The sequence below is a fragment of the Psychrobacter sp. T6-5 genome, from assembly GCF_052258485.2.
Classification (GTDB): domain Bacteria; phylum Pseudomonadota; class Gammaproteobacteria; order Pseudomonadales; family Moraxellaceae; genus Psychrobacter.
Map to the genome: position 1 here is coordinate 1,849,154 of NZ_JBQQEY020000001.1, position 22,612 is coordinate 1,871,765.

Below are 22,612 nucleotides of genomic sequence, written 5' to 3' on the forward strand. Positions count from 1 at the left end.
GTTATTTTTATAAATTTTCTAGAACTAATAAAAGCGGTTTTCTTAATAAAAAATAGGTCTTCTAAATCCTGATTTAGTAAGTAGGTTGGCTATAAAATATTGATATTAATCAAATTAGTGCATTTAACAAAAAAGAGTGGTTGATGACTAAGCAATCCTACAAGTACCGTTGGCAAAAATAAAGAACTGGTTATCTTATGATAGCCAGTTCTTTATTTACATTAGAGTTTAAAGAAAGCTTACTAAGGATTGCCTAGCAAAAATCTAGTTGTATATCGTCACTCTAAAGCCGCCGGTTGCGTCTTTATCGATTGATCGAGGTGCTTGAATACCTTTACCAATAAAGCCATCTATACTTATATTACTTGCATATAAACGAGCCCCGACACTGGTACTCATAAGATAGTTCCCTGCTAAGTATTCGGTACTATCACCACCTACCCAGCCTTGGTCTAGTGTCATATAGGGCATCAAGGTAACTTGTCCTGTGAGTGGTACGATCCGAGCCATTTCTTGCTGTAGCAACATACCGTTTTCGCCTGACAAGCTTTGCTCATCGCTCAGTCCCTTAGTAGTGTATCGTCCACCAACTATAAATCGATCTTGAGGCGTTAATGATTGAGGACTATATTGTCCACGCCATTGAAGCGCATACTGGTAGGAGGATTTATCTATGTTGAATGGGTGTCTTAAGCTTACCTGCGCACTCCAGATGCTTGGTTGAGATTCAGCCTCGCTGATAAAACTCTCAGATGCTTTTATAGCTGAGAACGCTCCCGTACCTTTTTGATACTGCAAGCTTGCCGTTATATCTCCTAAAGATGTTTGGCGCTGGTGATCAATACCTGCTTTCCATCCAGAAGTACGACGTCTTTGTACTTCAATTTCTTGATCGTCAAAGTAATTTTTTGAGTTTTTATGATAACCCTCTAAGCTGGCACTAGTTTTAGAGTAATGATCTCTATGGATCAGCCTTTGTAGCTCAACTGAGCTTTGATTAGATTTACCCTTATAAATAATGTCTTGATTTAGACCAGCCAAAGTTTGATTAAAGTCATAATCACTGTAGAGCAATTGCAATTGCCATTTTTTGTAAGGATAACGATAATTGATATACAAACTACTATTATTAGAAAGCTTGTCTGTATTGTTCCAAGGATCAATAGAGTGAGTATAAGACAGGCTTAACGCATCATTGGCACTCAAAGGGTTATCGATGCTAGTTGTCACTGTGCCTTGGTATTTTCCAGTGTCCACGCTTCCTGAGTCATCTATACTAAGTTGCCATTGTATGGGCGTGGTGCGTTTTTGCGCGACGACCAAATCACTACTACCGTATTGCTCATTATCAATCGTACTAACACTTGGTATGATATCGATGTTGGTGATTGCCGATTGAGACAATCGAAAGTTCTCTAAGCTGGTTTCAATATCTCTTAGATTGATGAGATCGCCTTCTGAAAGCGTGAGCGCATTGCTAATATTCGTTTTTGGGTGACCGTCTTCAGATCGCCATACCTTATGGAGTCGCCCTGGTATGATCGTGATATTAAGCACACCACTCGTCAAGTCTTGAGGCTCAATAGCCGCTTGAGTGGTGATAAAACCTTGCTCGATTAGCTCATTTTGTACGTTACGCATCGCATAATTTAAGCCCTTCTGACCAATACAATGACCTAGTATGGATCCTTGTTCATATTTTATAGGACCTAAAATAGTAGAGAATTCTCTTTTGAGTCTAGGGTCGTCAGACAATTGTAGATTAACCTGATAGATATTAAAGCAAGGGCTTTCACCAAGTGGTGGTTGTTTCAAGCTAGTATCTGGCGTCGATTCACTTAGATTCACAAAAGGCTTGGAGGTTTTATCTTCGAAACTCTCAAGTCGCTGTTGATATTGATTGTATTGCTGCTGCTCTATTTGATTTAGATCGGCTTGAGCATAGACGTGACCAGTAAGACCACCTAGGCTGCATAATTGGATACTGGTTATCAAAACAGGTTTTAGATGATTCGCAAATGACATGATTTTTATCTAGCATAAGAAAAATAAACAATAATTGTATCTTACTTATGCCGCATTTTAACCTTACTATACTAGATTTTTTAAATAAATTTTAATTGACTCTTAGGAGTAAGGTTATCAGATAATCATTTTGTCGATTATAGTGATGATAGAAAGTGATAGTGCTTGCTGTTCCCATAACGGTGGTTATGTCAAGATAGCTTACTTCAGCATGAGGCCTAACAAGATAGCTTACTTCAGCATGAGGCCTAATATGCAAAAAGTCACTACCAAAATAGATTTGCCAGAAACTAACTGTATCCGATTCGATGAATAAGCTTTAGTCTTTGATAATCTCAAAACTATTTAGAGACCTCAGATGATGCATTTTGCTACGCTGTGGTATTACCCTAATATTTAACTATGGAGTGCCACATGTTTTTTATACGGAAAGCAGACCAGAATGATGCATCAGATATTACCCATATACACTTTGAAAGTTGGAGTGCTACGTATTCGAACCTTTTACCCGAAACGTATAAAAACAAAGAAAATAACTTATCTCAAAAAATGGAGATGTGGGGAAAAATATTACCTAGCCCTGGTGTGAACACATGGGTAGCATATGATACTGAGAATACCACTGTAGGGTTTATTTCTTACTTTAAGAAAGATCATGAGTGTGAAATAACCACTCTATATCTTTTACCTCAATATCAGAATTTAGGTATAGGTACTAAGTTAATTAATGCAGCTTTAATTGATGCTTTTCAGTGTAATATCTGCTCTAGTCTATCTTTATGGGTTTTACAAACCAATCTATCTGCGATTAGTTTCTATAAAAAATTTGGTTTTGAGTCTGATGGCCAATGTCATGCAGAGCTATACGAGGGCACCAAAATAACAGATATCAAAATGATAAAATCACTCTAATATCTGTTATTTTAAGCATACCTTTTCCTATACTGTCTCAAACTATCTTGGGACGGTTTAGTGATAGAGTACCCTGGCTCTGGCTCTGGCACTGAAACTAAATAGATTAAGTAAAGCTTATAGCTACCTATTATTAATAAAAATCATAAGAAGAGATTGATATGCCAACCTTTATAGTTGTAGATAATGGAATTGTTAATCTATCGGAAGTTAAACAGATAACTGCGGATAAAAAGCGACTTACAATCACATTTCATTTAGGGTTTTGGAATGGTAATGCGTTCAAAAGATGTACTGATAGCCAGCACTTTGAAGAAGTTTTTGAAAGTATAGTAACTAAGTTAGAAGCTGAGCGTATTTGAATATCTATGGTGAAGTAAATAGATGCTCTCAGTGGTTCAGCTTCCTAAGGAGGGTTTGAAACCAATATTCAAGCAATTAATATTTATATAATTGCTTATAGGTAGTTAATGTCAATTTACATCACATTTTAATTATTGATTAAATTTCGAGGATTTTTGTTTTGCATTAAAAAATAATTTATGTATAAAATATCAACCTATGATGAGTTTTGAGAATGCAGCCATGGAAAATAAGAAGTTTTTTTTACGTGCTTTATGAGTTAGTAGTCTAATTTTTGTATTGACTGTCCTAGTTGTGGTTAGGTTCTTTTAATACATCCTAGTGGTTGAACTTCTGTATGTATATCCAAACTAGTACTTGTATTAGTGGCTTGTCTTATGATCTAAGCACGCAACAATTATTTGCCATAAGACCTGTTATGGGAATCAATGAATGAGGTTTTTTCATACACTAATTATCTTCTGTCTTCTATCCAGTCTTTTTGAGTTATTTTATATAACACATGTTCGGCGAGTGGATGTGAAAAATCTATAGCGGGATGAAGCCAGTTCTTTCCTGTATCTCTCATGCCTAAACGTTCCATGACTAGCTGTGAACGTCTGTTTGTACAAGAAGTTATTGATACTACTTCCTTAAGCTTTAGTTCTTCGAAGGCAAACTTTAAGGCGGCATTTGCAGCTTCCGTTGCATAGCCATAGCCCCAAAACTTCTTACGTAATCTCCAACCTATTTCAACGCAAGGGTTGAATGGGAAGTCGTATTGGGGTTGGTGTAAGCCCACAAAGCCAATAAACATATCATTATCTTTTAAGCTCGCTGCCCAAAACCCCCAACCTTTTTCCTCTATAAGAGCTTGGCACTTGAGAGCCATAGCATCACTTTCTTTTACTGACAGTAACTTAGGAAAATACTCCATGACCTCTTTATTAGCATTCATTTCAGCAAATGGTTTAAAGTCAGTTTTTTGCCACTGTCTTAAATAAAGGCGGTCTGTTTCTATTATTTTTTGCATATCTACTCTACGTCTTTTAAAAAGTTATTTATAAAAATAAGGGTGGCCTCTTAGTGAAGAGCTGAAATTTTTCTTGTAGGCTAATGGTATTAATAGTTTGGCTAACTGGCATAGCTAGCGATATATTGTCTGGCGTTTTTCCCCAGCTTTATTTTCATATTTGCTAGCAACAGTCTCGAAAATATCAATTATTACCATTTCATATTTACTAGAGAGTATCTTCTAGACAGTGAACACCACACTTACAAATAATAGAACGGAAATGAACATCAATGTTACGCCGCCGATTTTTGTAATTAAGTATAGGTTGTCTTGAGCTTTCCATAGATATCGACTGGCTAAAGCAAATGCTTCTGCGTAGCAAAAATGGATAAGTAAGACCAGCAGGCAAAAAGCTGAAGCTAAAATCAGAAATTGAGAAAGATAGGTTTGCTCAGTATCGATAAATTGTGGAAATACAGCCATAAAAAATAAGATAGGTTTTGGGTTAGAAAGAGAGGTTAGCAAACCTTCTTTGAATAACCTACCAGCACTTGTACTACTCACATCTAACGTGTTGCCAGAATCTAGGACAAATAATTTTCTTTTTCCAAAGGCCATTTTAAAACCCAAGTAAAATATATACATTGCGCCCAACAATTGAATGGCCAAGAACATTTTCTTTGATGTTGCGATCACTAGTCCAATACTAGTAGCTGAGACAATAGCCACGCCTAGCATTCCTAGAGAGATACCTAAGATGCCATAAGCGGTCTTTTTTCGACCATGCGTGAGGGAGTTTGTAATACTTAGAATGACACCGGGGCCTGGGCTAGCAATAGTGGCAGAGGCTATAAGGATATATAGGGCAATGTTATTCATTAAAATACGACTACCAGAGTAAGCTTTTGTTGGCATTCTAGCATTTAATTGATATTTTAAACTATGCTTATTTTAGAAAGGACAGTCATTCCGAAAAACGAAAGAGCATACCCTTTGTATGTACTGATCTGGATAAGGTTTGCGTATTTAGTCCAGCAGCTGAGTTTTAAACTAGTATTAATGGCAGTAAAGCTTTTGGGAGAATTAAATGATTTATTTTCGAGATAACGAGTCTTGGGTTCAATTTGGTCAGCAAAGATTGGATGACCCTGGCATAGTTGTTATAGACTTAACGGGCTGTAAGAGTAAAGAAGATTTCACTTTGACAATAGGGAAGGTATTGTACGGATCTTACAGCCCTAAGCTAGTTACAGGTAAAAGCCTAGATGCGCTTACAGATGTAGTATCAGATTATCTGATTGAAAACTGGTTAAAATGGAAAGAAGTTTACATTATTGGATGGAAGTACTTTACTGATAAACATCCTATTTTTTCGCAATATATGTTGTCTTCTTTTGTGAACTCCTACATTAAAAGTCTTTCAGGGGAATTACAACTAGTTGAATGGGGAGAAAGAAATTTTCAAGATTTGTACCTCTTAGAAGCATTGACAGACGCAAGACCAAAATTTTTTTTGGTATTGAATTAACATATGAACTTTTTAATGGGTAAAAACAGTAGGTAGCCAGCAATTCAAATACGATAGAATATATATGCTAAGTACACCGTCATTATCTTAATAATTTAACCTATTGGCATATATAGCTTGCAGCCGAAGGTTCAAGTCCTCACTAGGGAACCGAACCAGTAAAAGCTCTTGGTTGGTTCGCCATAGTTATACTCAGCATCATCCATTTTTAGTTTTTCGAACTCTTGCCATTTGATAAGCATTAACATACTCGCCATTACGATAAGCATAATCCACCATTTCACCTTCTATCAGAAAACCCAAACTTTTATATAAGGCAATGGCTCCAGTGTTATCAGTATAAGCAGTAATCTCAATACGTCTTATATCCAGCCAATTATCGGCCAAATCTAGCGCTGCGGTTATAAGCGCTCGTCCCACACCCTTTCCTTGTGATGTGGCTTTTACGCTGACCCCAAAGCTTGCTACATGACGTCGACGTTTTGATATCATGGTTTCAAGCCCCAGAACTCCCACTACTTCATTTCCAATCGCAGCCACCAATATATGCATATTGTCAGGTATATCCGCCAGCCGTTTTCGCCATAGGGTCTTTGATGGCATAGGCAATTGCAAAGTGTTTGCATATACGGCGTCATCGGTATGAATGGCTTGCAACGCTTCTGCATCTTCTGGCTCAGCATGACGGATTTCGATTTTCATTATACTTATCCTTAAATATGAATCATTGTGTGATTAGCGTGTCGACTTTAGTAGTGCCGCGAACATTTTCAAATATTTAACTTTTAATTTAGACCAATTGGCAGCGTCCTACCATTTTTTTAGCGCCACGAACTCACCCTTACCAATGGGAGCTAAGTAGGTGTGAAACTGTGAATTACCATTGAAATAATTAAAAACGCCTGTCATTTCCTCCTTATGAGAGACTGCATTATCAAATACAATGATGCCTTTTGTCCTAGTTAACCGTATTACATCCTCCAAGATATCTAAATACAATTTTCGATCCATATCAACAAAAACCAAGTCAAAGCTTTCAGTCATTTCTGATAGGATCATGGGGGCGTCACCCTCAATAGTCTTAATCCTATCCACTAAACCTGTACTTAAAAAATTCTCCCTTGCAGCGCTGACCTTCTTAGGATCGTTTTCTATTGTGGTGATCTGAACGGCTTCATCAGTGCATAATGCTAACCAAGCAGCAGAATAACCATTTGAAGTACCTACTTCTAATATTCTTTCTGCTGACGTAATTTGAGCCAGAAAACCTAAGAACTTACCTGTATCTGGCGTTATATTGAGGTACTTATCAATTTTATTGATAGATTTTAAATCGTTAATCTGACCTTTCATGTATAGTTCATTTAAAAAAATTTCAATATCTATGTCATTCATTTAAGTAAAACTCCTCAATTATTAAAAAATTTCAGAATCCGTTTTAGCCTCAATCTTACCCCAAGCCCTTTCACTAATTCTACTATTAAATCTTTATCACCCTGTCTGGTCAAAAAGCCTAATAAACTATTAGTTGTATACCCTTACTTTAGCGTTCTGCTAATATGATGAGCGGTTAATTTAAATAAGGATTGGTGATGATATCTTTAGAACCATTTATAGCTGATGACTATGATTTTTTAAATAGTTGGATTAGTAATGAACATGAATTGATTCAATTTAGCGGTGGTATTTTTCAACATCCTATTGATAAAGAGCAAATAAAAGAATATTTAAACGACAGCCGAAGGTATTCATTTAAAGTTACTTTCACAGAAAGTCATGATAATGGATTACTGAACCCCCAAATTATAGGGATGGCAGAGATTTACTGTGAAGATAATAAGACTTCTAAGCTATGTAGAGTGCTGATTGGTCATCCTGATATGCGAGGTAAAGGTTTAGGTAAAAAAATCATACAGCTATTATTGAGCAAAGCTTTCAATGATATGGCGTGTGAATACGTACATTTAAATGTATATGATTGGAATGTGGGGGCTATCAAATGCTATGAGCAAGTTGGCTTTGTCAAAAACCCGCTGATAAATCAACATATAATGGTTGATGGTAAGCAATGGACGACTATTAATATGTCTATTGATAAATTTAGGTGGCAGTCTATTATCTCTGAATAAATGTTATTAGTTTTAATCGAACCACCTTGGAATTATCGGAGACTCAACATTCTGAGAGACAGCTGATACTATCAGCCTACAACCAAAATTTCAGGTCTCCACTAGGATGCCACCCTTATTTTTATAAATAACTTTTAAAAAGACGTAGCGTAGATATGCAAAGTAAAGCACCTGATATACAGAAATCTACATCGCCGAAAGTTATCAATCCTACAATTTTTGGTATCTTACTAGCAGCAAGCTCAGCATTATTTTTTGGCATTGGTGCTCCAGTCACGAAAGCCCTAGCTTCTGCTGATATGACTGCATTACAGATTACGCAAGCTAGAATGACAGTAGCTGCATTATTATTACTATTACTAGTCCTATTTAAATACCCTAAACAATTACTAGTAGCTCGTTCAGAATGGCTTATGCTAATAAGCTTCGGTCTACTTGCCTTTTGTATTAACCAATTTCTTTATACAGTCGCAGTTTCAAGAGTACCCGTAGGTATTGCCCTATTATTAGAATACCTTGCTCCAGTACTAATCATTTTATGGATAAGATTTGTTCGAAACATATCTTTTCCACCAGCTATATGGATAGGCGTGGCGTCTGTTTTGATAGGCTTATTCATGGTAGGTGAAGCTTGGTCTGGGTTTCATTTAGACGTTATTGGTGTCGTAGCAGGATTAGGCACAGCAATTGCTTTAGCTGCAAGGTTCTTATTATCGGAACATGGTCTAAAAACTCATAAACCTCTTGTGCTAATAGCTTTAGGTACATCCATAGGTTCCATTGCTCTCAACATTTTGAGTCCTATAACCAGCTTTCCTTGGCGATCTGTTGTACATGATGCTGCTATGATTGGTAACCTATATGTACCATTATGGGTATTACTAATCTGGCTGTCTGTAGTATCTACTGTTTTTGCCTATCTAGCAGGCATAACTGCGCAGCAGTACCTAGCGCCAGCAGTTGTAAGTCAAATTGCGACCTTAGAAGTTATTTTTGCTACTGTTTTCGCAGCTTTACTTTTAAGCGAGAACTTATCTGTAATTCAAGTGATAGGTGCCATAATAATGCTTACGGGTATACTATTAGCACAGCTCATGGTCGCTAAATATAAAGCTAGGAAACTTAAAGAATAAAATATATATATTTATCTATTCGAGAATATCTTCTTAGAAGAGCCACTCAATGAGGGGCTTTTTTCGTTACTAATTCAGCTGGCTAAAACCGCCTCATTTCCATTTACCATAATCCACCTTCATAGGAACAACAGGCATTATTGTTAAGCCGCCTAATCAAAATAACCCAAGTTTGTTTGTACGGATTTGACAGCAAGAGTCAGCTTTGAGTGATGCACTATATTCCGATTTTCTTAGTCATGATAAACTCCTCATTGAGTCACTAGTTTACCAAGTTTATCTCTACAGTTTCTTTATCATTACTCAGTAAGCATGTCATATAATTCTGTGAGTAAATTATTCAGCATAGTTGATAGTCATTGCGCTGCTTTAAAATCTGCGCTGACATACTATAAAAACGTCGGGTGCTATCCTCGCTTTGCGCCAACACTCTCTGCGTAAACTGCAGTATTATCTGCCTATCTACTAGCTAACTCTCATCTTTATACTTTCTTTATATCCTGCCTATTTATCTTAATAACACTTTTATACTTCTCTCAGCATACTAATGACATTATCCAATGAGCAGCAAGGTCTTAGTAATCTTGCGGCAATTAATTGACTGATCTTGGTGTTAGGAGAGTGCTATGGAAGTATTTTCAGGGCTTATCGCCCTAGGTTTATTTGTCTATTTGCTATACGTACTGATTAAACCGGAGGCGTTCTAATGACCATCCAGGCTTTATCTCAGTTGATTATTTATCTTCTCATTTTATTTACTTTGGGCTATTTTTTATCCGGTTATATCCTGCAGCGTATGCAGGCACCAATATCCCGTCTTGAATCACGCGGTTTTACTGCACTCGGTATGCTTGGACGAGATAGCAAAGGTAATGTTGCGTCGGGGATGAACTGGAAACAGTATGTACTGGCTATTGTCTTATTTAACATCATTGGCTTTTTGGCGCTATTTATATTGCAACTGGTGCAAGGCAATCTACCGCTCAATCCGCAAGCGATGACCGGCGTCACTTGGGACTTGGCCATGAATACGGCCATCAGTTTTATGACTAATACCAACTGGCAAGCTTATGGTGGCGAAAGCACGATGAGCTACCTCACCCAAATGCTAGGTATGTCACTACAAAACTTTTTGTCAGCAGCAACAGGTATTGCCGTCGCTTTTGCCTTAATGCGTGGCTTGGTATTTAAGAAAAGCGCTCACCTTGGTAATGCGTGGATCGATTTATGGCGCTGTAATATTTATATCCTACTACCAGTTGCGACCATTATCGCGCTTTTATTAATGAGCCAAGGCGTCGTACAAACCCTATCGATTTATATGGACGTGCAAACGCTACAAGGTGACATCCAAACTATCGCGCTAGGGCCAGTCGCGTCACAAGAAGCGATTAAAATGTTGGGTACTAACGGTGGTGGTTTCTTTAATGCCAACTCTGCCCACCCCTTTGAAAATCCAACGCCTTTTTCTAATTTAATTCAGATGCTCGCTATTTTTCTTATTCCTACCTCAATGTGTTTTTGTCTCGGTAAGATGAGCGGCAACCTGAAGCAAGGGGTGGCGATATTAGCAGCCATGACCCTATTGTTCGTTGGTATGTATTCATTAACGGTGAGTAGTGAGCTTGCTGGTAATCCTTGGTTAACATCACAAGTGTCAGGGCTAACCGCCGCGGATGTTAATGGCAATATGGAGGGTAAAGAAGTGCGCTTTGGTATTGTGGCTTCATCGTTATTTGCCACCATCACTACTGCGGCATCATGTGGTGCGGTAAATGCAATGCATGACTCATTTACGCCGATGGGCGGCTTTGGTTTGATGTTACAGATGCAGTTAGGTGAAGTGGTATTTGGCGGTGTTGGAGCAGGATTATATGGCATGTTGCTATTTGCAATATTGGCGGTATTCGTATCAGGACTCATGATTGGACGGACGCCAGAATATCTCGGTAAAAAAATTGAACCATTTGAGATAAAAATGGTGGTATTAGCATTACTGGCAGCACCCACTATGGTGCTAATGGGAACGGCGATTAGTGTGATGACTGCAAGCGGTCAAGCAGGGATTTTTAATCCTGGCGCTCATGGTTTTAGTGAAGTGCTGTATGCCTTTAGCTCTGCTGCCAATAATAATGGTTCTGCTTTTGCAGGATTGGGGGCCAATTCGGTCTTTTATAACACTATGCTTGGGCTTGCGATGGTGGTTGGGCGTTTTGGGGTCATCATTCCAGTATTGGCTTTGGCAGGATCGTTGGCGAAAAAACCAAGGCTTGAAGTCAATAGCGGTACTTTACCGACGACTACGCCATTATTTGTGGGTCTATTAGTCGGAACCGTGCTGATGATTGGCGCATTGACTTTCATTCCTGCGTTAGCGCTTGGACCTATTGTAGAGCATATATGGATGATGAAAGGTTAGCCGCTGCCTATTTATCTAGACTTTAGCAAATTTGGCAAAGTTGATAGATTTGATAAATAGGCACTTACCTTGTTAGTGGTGAATTGCCCCCTTTTTATGATTATGTTAGGAATAAAGACCATGAATGTTTCAATAGATACTAATAATAAAACCTTAGATGTGCCGCCTCAACAAGAGCCTGATAACTCTGATTTACCCGAAAAACCTTCCCAAGGCCTCCTAAATCCGGCGTTGATTAAACCGGCGCTAAAAGATGCGTTACTCAAGCTTGATCCTCGCGTTCAGTGGCGTAATCCCGTGATGTTCGTCGTTTATATCGGCTCATGGTTGACGACCATATTGGCCATTAACATGTTAATCCAAGGTCAAACGGGACTGGTCTTTACCTTATTAATTACATTTTGGCTATGGTTTACCTTATTGTTTGCCAACTTTGCTGAAGCCTTAGCAGAAGGTCGCAGTAAAGCGCAAGCATCGAGTCTTAAGCAAGCACGTCAAGATGTGCAAGCACGTAAGCTTGCTGGTAGCGACCGATTATCCGCTGCTACTATGGTGCAGGCGACTGAACTTAATCAAGATGATATTGTCTTAGTGCAAATGGGAGAAATTATTCCAGCGGATGGTGAGGTGATAGAAGGTCTTGCCTCAGTTGATGAATCAGCCATCACCGGTGAATCCGCTCCCGTAATCCGTGAAAGTGGCGGTGATTTTAATGCCGTCACTGGCGGTACTAAAGTCTTGTCTGACTGGCTAGTGATTCGTATTACCCAAGCGCCAGGGCAAGGATTTTTAGATCGTATGATTGCCTTGGTAGAAGGTGCCAAACGTACTAAAACGCCCAATGAGATTGCCCTGACTATTTTGCTTATTGCATTAACCCTGATATTTCTAATGGTTTGCGTCACCCTGTTGCCATTCTCTCAGTTTGCAGTGCTCGCATCAGGTCAAGGCGAACCCATCTCTATTGTTATTTTAGTCGCATTACTGGTCTGCCTTATTCCAACAACGATTGGCGGTTTATTATCGGCTATTGGCGTAGCAGGTATGAGCCGTATGATGCAAGCCAATGTCATTGCGACCTCTGGACGTGCGGTAGAAGCTGCTGGCGACGTCGATGTACTATTGCTCGATAAGACCGGCACTATTACTTATGGTAACCGTCAAGCTTCTTTATTTCTGCCTTCTAACGGTATTAACGAGAACTTGCTAGCTGAAGTGGCATTGATTAGCTCGCTAACCGATGAGACGCCCGAAGGTCGCAGTATCGTCAAACTGGCCCAAAGTCGTTTTGATATCGATGAGAATGTCTGGAAATCAAAGCCATTTAAAACTATCGAATTTACCGCACAAACTCGCATGAGTGGTACCGATATTGAGCAACGCCGCATCCGTAAGGGCGCTTATGATGCCATTGTAAATTGGGTGACAGAACAAGGCGGTGCGCTACCGAGTAATTTGGAGCAACAAGTAGAAGAAGTGGCGCGCCGTGGTAGTACACCATTATTAGTTGCAGATGGTCAGCAGATATTAGGCGTTATCGAGCTCAAAGACGTGGTCAAATCTGGTATCAAAGAGCGCTTTGCTGAATTGCGAAAAATCGGTATTACTACCGTGATGATTACTGGTGACAACCCTTTAACGGCTGCTGCTATCGCTGCTGAAGCTGGGGTTGATGACTTTATGGCGGAGGCTACCCCAGAACAAAAACTTGAATTGATTCGTAGTTATCAGCGCCAAGGTAAGCTGGTGGCGATGACTGGTGATGGTACCAATGACGCGCCAGCACTTGCCCAGGCTGATGTTGCCGTTGCTATGAATAGTGGGACTCAAGCGGCCAAAGAAGCGGCAAACATGGTGGATTTGGACTCAAACCCGACCAAGCTTATTGAAGTGGTGCAAACCGGCAAGCAGATGCTGATGACCCGTGGGGCGCTGACGACTTTTAGTTTGGCTAATGACGTCGCTAAATACTTTGCGATTATTCCAGCAGCTTTTGCTGGTACTTATCCCGCCTTAAACGTTTTAAATATTATGCATTTGGGCAGCCCAAAGAGTGCTATTTTATCAGCGGTTATCTTTAATGCTTTAATCATTGTATTTCTAATTCCACTAGCGCTGCGAGGGGTAAAGTATCGTCCAGACTCTGCTATTAACCTATTGCGCCGGAACCTCTTGATATATGGATTGGGCGGACTACTGCTACCCTTTGTGGGTATTAAACTTATCGATATACTCATTAACGTATTGCACCTGGTCTAACCATTCACAAGGAATATTACTATGCACACTCATTCTCACCCAGATACCAACACTAAGCCATCAGTGCAAGATGCAACAGATAGCAGCAACGCATTAGATGACGCTGCTACTCATATGCCAATGCTCAAACCTGCTATATTGCTATTTATATTATTAGGTATCATTTTAGGTTTATGCTATCCATTACTAATGACGGGCGTCGGGCAAGTGACTATGCCCAATCAGGCAAATGGTAGCTTAATAGAAAAAGAGGGACAATTAGTTGGCTCTGCGCTTATCGGCCAACAGTTTGATCAACCACAATATATATGGACACGACCTTCTGCTGCTGGTGACGGTTATGATGCCACCCAATCTTCAGGTAGTAATTTGGGACCTTTAAATCCTGAACTTACCAGCAATGTTGAGGCGCAAGTGCAAAAGCTTAAGGCTGCTGATCCACAGAATAAAGCGCCGATTCCGATTGATTTGGTAACCATGTCGGGAAGTGGCTTGGATCCACATATCTCACCTGCGGCTGCCCAGTGGCAAGCAAATAGAGTGGCAAACATACGCGGAATAAGTGCTGAACAAGTACAAAAAGCAATCGACGATAATACCGATAGTAAGCAGTTTAATATCTTTGGAGAGCCGCGTGTCAATGTGCTGGCCGTTAACTTAGCTTTAGACCAGATATCTACTCTCCCAGTTAAATAGTAAGACAGTATTAAACAACACTACCGGATTAACTAAAAGCCGCCACTTTAATTTACTTTTATTTAAGAGCTATCGAGGGTCATAATGAATATTAACCGCCCTAGCCCAGATGCGTTATTGCAGCAAATCAAGCAGCAAGAGTATACGGTCAATAGAGGTAAATTAAAGATATTTTTTGGAGCGTCGGCCGGGGTTGGTAAAACGTATGACATGCTGACCTCTGCACACCAAGCAAAAGCGCATGGACGTAATGTATTGGTTGGTATTGTAGAGACACATGGTCGCAGTGAGACAGCAGCACTAGTACAAGGGCTATCAGTATTGCCGCTACGCGAGATTGAATATCGTGGACAGATGCTACAAGAGTTTGACATTGATGCCGCTCTCGCCAGTCATCCAGATATTTTGCTGGTTGATGAGCTGGCACATAGTAATATTCCAGGATCTCGCCATCCTAAACGTTGGCATGATGTTGAAGAGTTACTAAAAGCAGGTATCAGTGTTTACACGACCCTAAACGTTCAGCATTTAGAAAGCTTAAATGATGTTGTCAATCAAATTACCGGAGTGGTGGTTCAAGAAACCTTGCCCGACTGGTTTTTTGATCAGGCAAATGAAGTGGTATTGGTTGATTTACCGGCAGATGAATTATTGGCGCGTCTTCACGAAGGTAAAGTATACATTCCAAGCCAAGCCAAACACGCTATTAATAACTTCTTTCGTAAAGGTAATTTGATCGCGCTGCGAGAGCTGGCATTACGCCGAACCGCAGACTTGGTCGATGCAGATATGCAAGATTATCGTAACCAAGCTCGAATTTCACCTATTTGGAATACCGCAGATCAGCTATTGGTAGGAATCAGTACGGGGGCGCACAGCGAACGCCTCATTCGTCATGCTGCTAGGCTGGCCAGTAGTCTACATTCACAGTGGTATGTGGTACATGTCAATACACCACGCGGTTTAAATCGTTCAGTTAATAATAAGCAGAAAGTTTTGGAGGCATTGCGTTTAGCGGATGATTTGGGTGCAAAAACCGAAGTGATTAGTGCCATTACCGTGGCAGAGGGTTTGACCAGCTATGCCCATCAATTCAATATTGGCCGTATTATTATTGGACAAAACCATGCTAACCGCTCTAGACCGTATCACTGGGGTCAGTCGCTGGTCAAGCTCATCTCACAGCAAGACGTTAATTTAGATTTGATATTGGTTAATCAAACTAAGCAGTTAAGCAAAACTATTAATGAGCGTCAATTACCGTCTTGGAACGTGGCAGAATTATCATCGGTAGATAACCATAATGGCTATCTTATGGCAGTTTTGGGATGCGGATTAGTAACTGTTACCCTAGTTGCCCTGACACGCTGGTTTGATTTAGCCAACGTGGTCATGCTGTACTTATTAGTAATTGTCTTTATCTCGGTACGCTTTGGACGCGCTCCCGGCATATTGGCTGCATTTTTGAGCGTACTGAGCTTTGATTTGTTTTTTGTTGAACCTAAGCTGTCATTTAATGTCAGTGATGTCCAATATTTAGTGACCTTTGCCGTTATGCTCGTTGTCTCTTTAATCATTAACAACCTAGCAGTTGGCCTGCGATTTCAGGCACAAGCTGCCCGTAAACGTGAACAGCAGGCAATATCCATGAGCTATCTTGCTCAAAGCCTAAGTGCTGCTCGTAAAAACAATGACATCATCAGCCAAGCTGCAGCATGGCTAACACAGCATATTGCTAGCACTGCAATCATAGTGATGCCAGATGCGGACAATAAACTCGTTGTTATGACAGATAGTAGCATACCTGCAGAGTTCAATTGGGTAGTGACTCGGTGGGTGCTTGATCACAATGAGAGCGCTGGATTAGGCACAAATACACTCAACGCTAACACGATGCACTATCGAGCGCTTTCGACTTCCAGTAAAGTGCTTGGTGTACTAGCGTTAATGCCGACAGATAGTGAGAGTTTTAATCAACCCGAACAACAACGAACGCTTGATGTGGCTATTGCCCAAATAACGCTAGCCTTGGAGAGGGTATATTATGCAAAAGTGGCTCAAACCGCACTTATAAAGGTAGAGTCAGAGAGGCTTCGTGGAACGCTATTATCAGCGCTGTCTCATGATATCCGAACGCCGATAACTGTATTATCTGGTTTAGCGTCTTCTCTTGCTATACAGAGTTTAACGGTAAGTGAGCAAAAACAACTGGCAGTTGATATCGAGCAGCAAGCAAACGTTATTCAGCGCTTGGTCATTAATATTTTAGATTACGTTTCACTACAATCTGGTGGTATGAAACTAAATAAGCAATGGGTGAGCTTGGAGGAAATTGTTGGCAGTAATATACGTCAACTTGAGCACTATTTAAAAGAGCGCCAGATAGAAATAGACATCCCTCATAATATTGACTTTGTTTATACTGACGAATTGATATTGTCTCGCATTTTAAATAACTTACTCACCAATGCCATCAATTATACCCCAGACGATGCCTGTGTTTGCATTAAAACAATGCTTGATGACAATAAGCAGTACCTGATAACGGTAACAGACACAGGAGAAGGTCTACCTGAAGGTATGGAGACACAAATATTTGAGCGCTTCACTCGAGGGAATTCGGAAAGTATCACAACGGGATTGGGTTTAGGCTTAGCTTTGAGCAGAGATTTAGTTGAGCATCTGGGTGGCACGTTAAGCGCTAACAATATACAACCTCACGGTGCACAATTTATCATAACGCTACCTTGGCAACCTTTACCTGAACAGGATTTATTGAGTGACGACTTTATAGCAAGCAGCCCAAATATTGATTCAGCAAACTTAGCACGATAAGTGCTATATCATAAGGTCAACACTAATAGCGAAAAACATACTTATGAAGACCATACTAATCATCGAAGATGAAGCCCATATTGCACGATTTATTAAAACAGCGATGGAGCAAGAAGGCTATCAAATTTTTACCGCGGATAGCTCGCACAGAGGCTTAATAGAAGCTGCGACGCGCCGTCCTGACTTACTGATATTAGATCTTGGCTTACCTGATGGTGATGGCTGTGACGTTATTGCAGATATTAGGACATGGTCTTCATTACCTATTTTAGTATTATCAGCTCGCAGTGATGAGCAGGATAAAATAAAAGCGCTCAATTTAGGTGCAGATGATTATTTAGTGAAACCTTTTAGTATGGGCGAATTGGTTGCGCGTGTTAATGCCCATATGCGCCGCTGGCAGGTTGGCTACGAAGCACCTAGTCAGATAGAGCTTGGCAATGTCAGCATCGATCTGACGCAGAGACAAGTCAAGAAAAATGGTAAAGACGTCCATTTAACACCTATTGAGTATCGCTTGCTGACTGTCCTGATCCGTTATGCGGAAAAAGTACTGACCCATAAACAACTGCTTAATGAAGTTTGGGGTAAAGGTCATAACCATCAAGAACATTATGTTCGCATATTTATGTCAAATTTACGCCAGAAACTAGAAGATAATCCTTCTCGACCAAATTTCTTCTTAACCGAAATCGGTGTCGGCTACAAGCTACATATCCCTAAAGACTGACAATACATGAATGTATTTAGTCTCCTAACTAGAATATTAAGCCGATGGTAAGATGCAAAAAAAGAGGGAAACATCATGAACAAGCTCAATATGTCCGCCATAGCCATTGCTATATTGGTGCTGTTATCAGGTTGTGATAAATCAATAGAAGATCCCAATATAGTATTTTCAGAAAATAATAAAGATCCTATGAAAGAGCTTGAAATAACCTCAGCCGTCGATCCCCGTCAATTAAGTTATAAACAAACCTTTTATGTGCCCATTTATTCAGACATTTATATTGATAGGTACAATCAAAAAGTATTGCTATCAGCGACTTTGAGTATTCGTAACATCACATTAAACAAATCGCTTTATATCAATAAAATTGATTATTACGGTACTAACGGAGAGCTAATAAAGTCATATATCGAGAACTCAATTAAGCTGCCACCTATGGCAACCCTCAACTATATCGTTGAAAAAGAAGAAAATAAAGGGGGTCCTGGTGCAGACTTTATCATTGAGGTTGAAGCTTTAGATGATACGGTTAAACCAGTGATTGAGGCGGTAATGATTGGTAATTTTAGTAATAAAGCTTTTGCTTTCAATACGCAAGCAACGCCAGTGATGCACTAATAAAAAATCATTTTTTATTAAATATATATCGTTGTTTATCATATAAAAAGAGTACAAGAACGTATTTCCAAAGCGAACTGACCCCTACCTTCAACTTTGTAAACTTAAATTTGGGAGATTTTAGTTACGCTGCTTTGCAGTAAAATACAAACCATGCGATCTTTGTTTATCACAAAGCTAATTCCTAGCTCGTGCTACGCCCTGAAGCCTCAGAATTTTTCAGCACCCCCTTCTCTATCAAATCATTAATGTCCAGTAGTGCTTTGTCTATAGAACACTTGGTCATGACTGCCCATCTCTTGGTAATCAACTTGCCACAAAAGTTTGTTAGCAAAATATTGAGCATAGTGACTTGTCTGGTGTTCAAAGCATACTATCAGCCTACAACTAAATTCTAATTCCCTATTTGGGAGACGCACCCGTTTGATCGAATCAGTAAGTAACATATAAAAAACGAGTTTGGATATCAGCAATAATATTAGATTAAGCGCTTTTCAAATCAATGTCTAACATCCACTACAAGTCTTGTTTGGGCAAGCTCATCAAGATATTGATCTATAATTTGAGTATTCTTTTTATCTAAATGGGCATCCCACTCATCAAGCATGACAATCCTACTTTGGTCGTCCTCTCTAATTTCTTGAATTTGCTTGATGAGTTGTTGTCCTGTTGAACCTCTATGGGCTTTGTCAGTTTTGTAATTGAAATATAAATTATGCTTAGCAGGTAAATAGTAGGCCTGTTCTTGGTAGTGGTCTTTGAGCTTGAGTAATATACAAGATTTACCAACACCATTATTACCAACCAACGTTACTCTACCTTGCTTGGGTAGTTGTGTTGAATCAAAAATTTCCCCTGTTTGCTTCACCCGTATTTGGTTTGCCTGAATGTAGGTATCTAAATCCACAGTGGTAGGTTGTAAAACCTCTAAAATGCCATCTAGCATCGTTTTAATAACGCCAATACTGGTATGGTAGCCAATCAAGGCATAGCACATTTGCAATAGCTGAATTTGTCTTGGCAGCGTGGCAATTAGTACCGCCATCGTCGTAGCATCATGCCAATTTTTATTAAAAATGAAAGCAGTGACCACAAAGACCGGCAGCATCAATATTATCATGCCTAAGCTTGAATTGATGTGCTGAATCGATGTAGATTTAACGCTATTATTCTTAGCTGTCGCAAAGCTTTTTTGAACAATATTATTATAAATCTTGAAATTATGCTTATTGAAAATAACGACGTTATCCCAACTGTCGAAAAGCTTAGCGGTTAAATTCAGCCGTGATTTCTGATCTGTTTTGGCAGCCATTTTTAAAGCATGTCGTCTAAAATGCACAAACATGGAGGCGAAAATAATACCTACTGCATAACCAAGCAGTAATGTGCCATCTAAAAACCAAGCAATGACCAACACGTTAAATAAGACATTGAGTACCAACGCTGAAATATCAAAAATACTATCAATAACTGTCTCAAGGGTATAGTTACTTTCTTGAGCGAGCGTTGTCGTTGCCGTACTCTGTAACTCGTCGCTAGATAACAAATAAGTCTTACCTAAAAAGACAGCATGAAAATCATCATTGTAAAGCTTATGAGCATCGTACTTAGCGCGTTCTGTATTGGTAACACAAAAATACGCAGGCACGTAAACTGCTATTAAAGAGGCGGCAAATAACAGCATATACAAAATTGAGATACTATCCTCGGTTAAGCTTTGTGAAAGGCGAGCAATAAAGTATGTCGATGACGCCACAATAATTTGCTGAATCAGCAAAAATAGCAGTGCCATACGCAGATGCTTGTTTGAGATAATTTTATAGATTAAGATTTTTGATATTCCTTAAAATAGAAACTCATCAATTTAGCAAATAATGGCTTCTTGCTAACGTATAACCTGCTGATTAACTTTCAGAGTTTTTTAGACTATTCCCCTCTTCATACACAAATTTCGCGAACAGTAATTTCATTTTCGTACTTACCAGTAGGTCCGTAACCACCTTCAGAGCCGATCACTCCGACCACGCAAGTTTCAAACAACTTGTAATAACCGTCTTGACCAATTTGATTTGAGTCTTCCATCAAAAGCTGTTTGGGATCTGACACATAGTAAACTTTCCCATTCGCATCTAGCTCATGTATTTCAAAGCTTCTTTTAAAGGTTCCACGCACTTCTACCTCTTCTGGAGTTTGCTTCGTTATGGCTTCTGATGGGTTTTCTTTCACTTCATTAACGCTATTGAACTCTTCATTGCTGCAACCTATACTTATAAATATAATTGAGGCAAATCCTACTGTTGCCAATTTGAGGTTGGACATTTAGCTTTTCCTGTAAAAGATATCAATAAATTAGAATTTTTATAAAGCACAATCAAAAAATCTGGTTATAACTACATTAATAGACTATTATCGACTAAATTAGGTATTTCCACAATAAAGTTAACACTTCTTAATTGTAAAATTTCACTTCAATATTGAGGGTTCAGTATCTTATAGTTAATCTGTAGTGGTCAGCTATTGTTGGTATTTCTGCAGATAATACAGAGTATGTAATAGATATCATGAAGAACAGTAGTAACTCTCATAAAGTATTCGATTACTGACCCCTGCCGTCAAATCCGTACAGTTAAACTTGGGAGATTTTAGTTACGCAGCTTGACGGTAAAAGTTAAACCACACCTGTCTTGGCGATCTATAGCCTAAACTCTTTTGAATCCTCGTTTGGTTGTAGTACAGCTCAATATAGCCAATGATATCGCTGATCGCTACAAACCTTGTTTTATAGTCTTGGTGATATACCAGCTCATTCTTCAAAATGCACCAGAAGCTTTCTATCGAAGCGTTATCAAAGCAGTTGCACTTACCACTCATTGAGCCTGTAAACTGATGCTGTTTGATAATCTTGTGGTAGGCATGGCTACAGTACAGACTGCCTCTATCTGAATGTACAATCAGCCCTTGGCTTGGACGTTTATTCTTGATGGCCATGTTCAATGCTTTGCATACTAGATCGGCGGTCATACGTTTGTTGATGGCATAGCCGACCATCTCTTTAGTATATAAGTCTTTAACGCCTGCCAAGTACAACCCTCATCTGTCCAGATATAGGTGATGTAACTGACCCAAGACTCATCAGGACGCTTAGCATCAAACAGCTGATCCAACACGTTTAGATAAACCATTTTATAATGGTTTGAGTCCGTAGTGACTTTAAAGCGTTTGTGGCGACGGCATTTGTTGCCGTGTTCTTCTTTGATACTTCTAACCATGTATGTGCTAATGTCAAAACCTTGCTCTGTCAGATTTGCATGCAAACGCTTATAACAATAACGTTCTTTACTTTCACTGTGAGCGGCTTAACTAGTAGCTCACAATGGTTACGATGTATCTGTTGGTCGCTGATATCACGATTGATCCAGTCGTAGTAGCTTGACGGCTTAATACTTAGTACACGGCACATAGAGACGATACTAAAGACCTGTCTATTAGTTTGTATAAAGGCGTACCTTACGAGCTGTCACTGCGGGTATAGCCCTACGTTTTGCGTCACTAAAATAGTCTACCAGACTGTTTCTTAACGTTCCTCATTGGCGAAGTACGCCGTCGCATTTTTTAATATATCTCGTTCCTTTTCAGCCAATTTAAGCTTGCCTTGGTTGGCTTTGTTATGCCAGTTCGATAGCGTTTGCATGGCGATGCCGAGTTGCTTTGAAGTCGCTGAAATATTGCCGTTATTGTCTGCTGTCTTCTTGACGGCTTCGACTTTGAATTCTGTGCTGTAAGTTCTGATTTTCTTAGTCATGGTAAACTCCTCATCGAGTCGTTAGTTTACTAATTTTAGGTGTACGGATTTGACGGCAGGGGTCACAATTAATAGTTTATTAGGCTTTTTGACCAGACAGGGAGATAAAGATTTAATAGTAGAATTAGTAAAAGGACTTGGGGTAAGATTGAGGCTAAAACGGATTTTG

General features: G+C 39.5%; 19 protein-coding genes and 1 pseudogene. 12 read left to right on the plus strand and 8 right to left on the minus strand.

The window, feature by feature from the left end; all coding sequences use genetic code 11:
* Positions 1 to 264: 264 nt before the first annotated feature.
* On the minus strand, positions 265 to 2,025 hold the full coding sequence (locus ACTXGK_RS22565) for a ShlB/FhaC/HecB family hemolysin secretion/activation protein (RefSeq protein ID WP_443516356.1): 1,761 nt from the start codon (positions 2,023 to 2,025) through the stop codon (positions 265 to 267).
* 414 nt (positions 2,026 to 2,439) lie between these two features.
* On the opposite strand from ACTXGK_RS22565, the gene ACTXGK_RS22570 reads away from it, so the two are divergent.
* Both ACTXGK_RS22570 and ACTXGK_RS22575 read left to right on the plus strand, forming a co-directional pair.
* The gene (locus ACTXGK_RS22570) at positions 2,440 to 2,937 is read left to right on the plus strand and encodes a GNAT family N-acetyltransferase (RefSeq protein WP_443516355.1); all 498 of its coding nucleotides are present in this window, start codon (positions 2,440 to 2,442) and stop codon (positions 2,935 to 2,937) included.
* Positions 2,938 to 3,098: 161 nt separating this feature from the next.
* Positions 3,099 to 3,299, plus strand: a complete 201-nt coding sequence (locus tag ACTXGK_RS22575) for a hypothetical protein (protein ID WP_288995745.1) — start codon at positions 3,099 to 3,101, stop codon at positions 3,297 to 3,299.
* Positions 3,300 to 3,754: 455 nt separating this feature from the next.
* Here ACTXGK_RS22575 and ACTXGK_RS22580 read toward each other — a convergent pair whose 3' ends face one another.
* A complete protein-coding gene (locus tag ACTXGK_RS22580; protein WP_296207022.1) occupies positions 3,755 to 4,312 on the minus strand; it encodes a GNAT family N-acetyltransferase in 558 nt (185 codons plus the stop codon).
* 222 nt (positions 4,313 to 4,534) lie between these two features.
* Positions 4,535 to 5,209, minus strand: a complete 675-nt coding sequence (locus ACTXGK_RS22585; protein WP_443516352.1) for a LysE family translocator — start codon at positions 5,207 to 5,209, stop codon at positions 4,535 to 4,537.
* A 172-nt stretch (positions 5,210 to 5,381) separates the two neighbouring features.
* On the opposite strand from ACTXGK_RS22585, the gene ACTXGK_RS22590 reads away from it, so the two are divergent.
* The gene (locus tag ACTXGK_RS22590; protein ID WP_296207019.1) at positions 5,382 to 5,822 is read left to right on the plus strand and encodes a barstar family protein; all 441 of its coding nucleotides are present in this window, start codon (positions 5,382 to 5,384) and stop codon (positions 5,820 to 5,822) included.
* A gap of 198 nt (positions 5,823 to 6,020) precedes the next feature.
* Here ACTXGK_RS22590 and ACTXGK_RS22595 read toward each other — a convergent pair whose 3' ends face one another.
* Both ACTXGK_RS22595 and ACTXGK_RS22600 read right to left on the minus strand, forming a co-directional pair.
* Positions 6,021 to 6,524 (minus strand): GNAT family N-acetyltransferase, encoded by a 504-nt coding sequence (locus tag ACTXGK_RS22595; RefSeq protein ID WP_443516350.1) that lies wholly within the window; start codon positions 6,522 to 6,524, stop codon positions 6,021 to 6,023.
* Positions 6,525 to 6,632: 108 nt separating this feature from the next.
* Complete coding sequence (locus ACTXGK_RS22600; RefSeq protein WP_443516349.1) at positions 6,633 to 7,217, minus strand: O-methyltransferase; 585 nt, start codon at positions 7,215 to 7,217, stop codon at positions 6,633 to 6,635.
* Positions 7,218 to 7,414: 197 nt separating this feature from the next.
* Here ACTXGK_RS22600 and ACTXGK_RS22605 point away from each other — a divergent pair, with 197 nt between their 5' ends.
* From ACTXGK_RS22605 to ACTXGK_RS22645, 9 genes are all read left to right on the plus strand, one after another.
* Positions 7,415 to 7,951 carry a GNAT family N-acetyltransferase gene (locus ACTXGK_RS22605; protein ID WP_443516348.1) on the plus strand — a complete coding sequence of 179 codons (537 nt, stop codon included), beginning with the start codon at positions 7,415 to 7,417 and terminating at the stop codon, positions 7,949 to 7,951.
* 155 nt (positions 7,952 to 8,106) lie between these two features.
* The gene (locus ACTXGK_RS22610; RefSeq protein WP_443516346.1) at positions 8,107 to 9,084 is read left to right on the plus strand and encodes an EamA family transporter; all 978 of its coding nucleotides are present in this window, start codon (positions 8,107 to 8,109) and stop codon (positions 9,082 to 9,084) included.
* 626 nt (positions 9,085 to 9,710) lie between these two features.
* Positions 9,711 to 9,791: a K(+)-transporting ATPase subunit F gene (gene kdpF, locus ACTXGK_RS22615; protein ID WP_084674193.1), complete on the plus strand. Its 81-nt coding sequence runs from the start codon at positions 9,711 to 9,713 to the stop codon at positions 9,789 to 9,791.
* The gene (gene kdpA, locus ACTXGK_RS22620; RefSeq protein WP_443516344.1) at positions 9,791 to 11,503 is read left to right on the plus strand and encodes a potassium-transporting ATPase subunit KdpA; all 1,713 of its coding nucleotides are present in this window, start codon (positions 9,791 to 9,793) and stop codon (positions 11,501 to 11,503) included. Before kdpF ends, kdpA begins: the two co-directional genes overlap by 1 nt.
* 120 nt (positions 11,504 to 11,623) lie before the next feature.
* Positions 11,624 to 13,762, plus strand: coding sequence for a potassium-transporting ATPase subunit KdpB (kdpB, locus tag ACTXGK_RS22625; RefSeq protein ID WP_296207008.1), 2,139 nt, complete (start codon positions 11,624 to 11,626; stop codon positions 13,760 to 13,762).
* Positions 13,763 to 13,783: 21 nt separating this feature from the next.
* Positions 13,784 to 14,458: a potassium-transporting ATPase subunit KdpC gene (gene kdpC / locus ACTXGK_RS22630; protein ID WP_372810911.1), complete on the plus strand. Its 675-nt coding sequence runs from the start codon at positions 13,784 to 13,786 to the stop codon at positions 14,456 to 14,458.
* Between the two features lie 84 nt (positions 14,459 to 14,542).
* Positions 14,543 to 17,293, plus strand: a complete 2,751-nt coding sequence (locus tag ACTXGK_RS22635; RefSeq protein WP_296207004.1) for a DUF4118 domain-containing protein — start codon at positions 14,543 to 14,545, stop codon at positions 17,291 to 17,293.
* Positions 17,294 to 17,336: 43 nt separating this feature from the next.
* A complete protein-coding gene (locus ACTXGK_RS22640) occupies positions 17,337 to 18,023 on the plus strand; it encodes a response regulator (protein WP_055125057.1) in 687 nt (228 codons plus the stop codon).
* A 75-nt stretch (positions 18,024 to 18,098) separates the two neighbouring features.
* Positions 18,099 to 18,641: a DUF3124 domain-containing protein gene (locus ACTXGK_RS22645; protein WP_296207002.1), complete on the plus strand. Its 543-nt coding sequence runs from the start codon at positions 18,099 to 18,101 to the stop codon at positions 18,639 to 18,641.
* A 499-nt stretch (positions 18,642 to 19,140) separates the two neighbouring features.
* Here ACTXGK_RS22645 and ACTXGK_RS22650 read toward each other — a convergent pair whose 3' ends face one another.
* From ACTXGK_RS22650 to ACTXGK_RS22660, 3 genes and pseudogenes are all read right to left on the minus strand, one after another.
* Positions 19,141 to 20,433 (minus strand): ATP-binding protein, encoded by a 1,293-nt coding sequence (locus ACTXGK_RS22650; RefSeq protein WP_443516341.1) that lies wholly within the window; start codon positions 20,431 to 20,433, stop codon positions 19,141 to 19,143.
* Positions 20,434 to 20,579: 146 nt separating this feature from the next.
* Positions 20,580 to 20,960 carry a hypothetical protein gene (locus tag ACTXGK_RS22655; RefSeq protein WP_296207000.1) on the minus strand — a complete coding sequence of 127 codons (381 nt, stop codon included), beginning with the start codon at positions 20,958 to 20,960 and terminating at the stop codon, positions 20,580 to 20,582.
* A gap of 327 nt (positions 20,961 to 21,287) precedes the next feature.
* A pseudogene (locus ACTXGK_RS22660) lies at positions 21,288 to 22,443 on the minus strand (IS3 family transposase).
* Between the last annotated feature and the right edge of the window lie 169 nt (positions 22,444 to 22,612).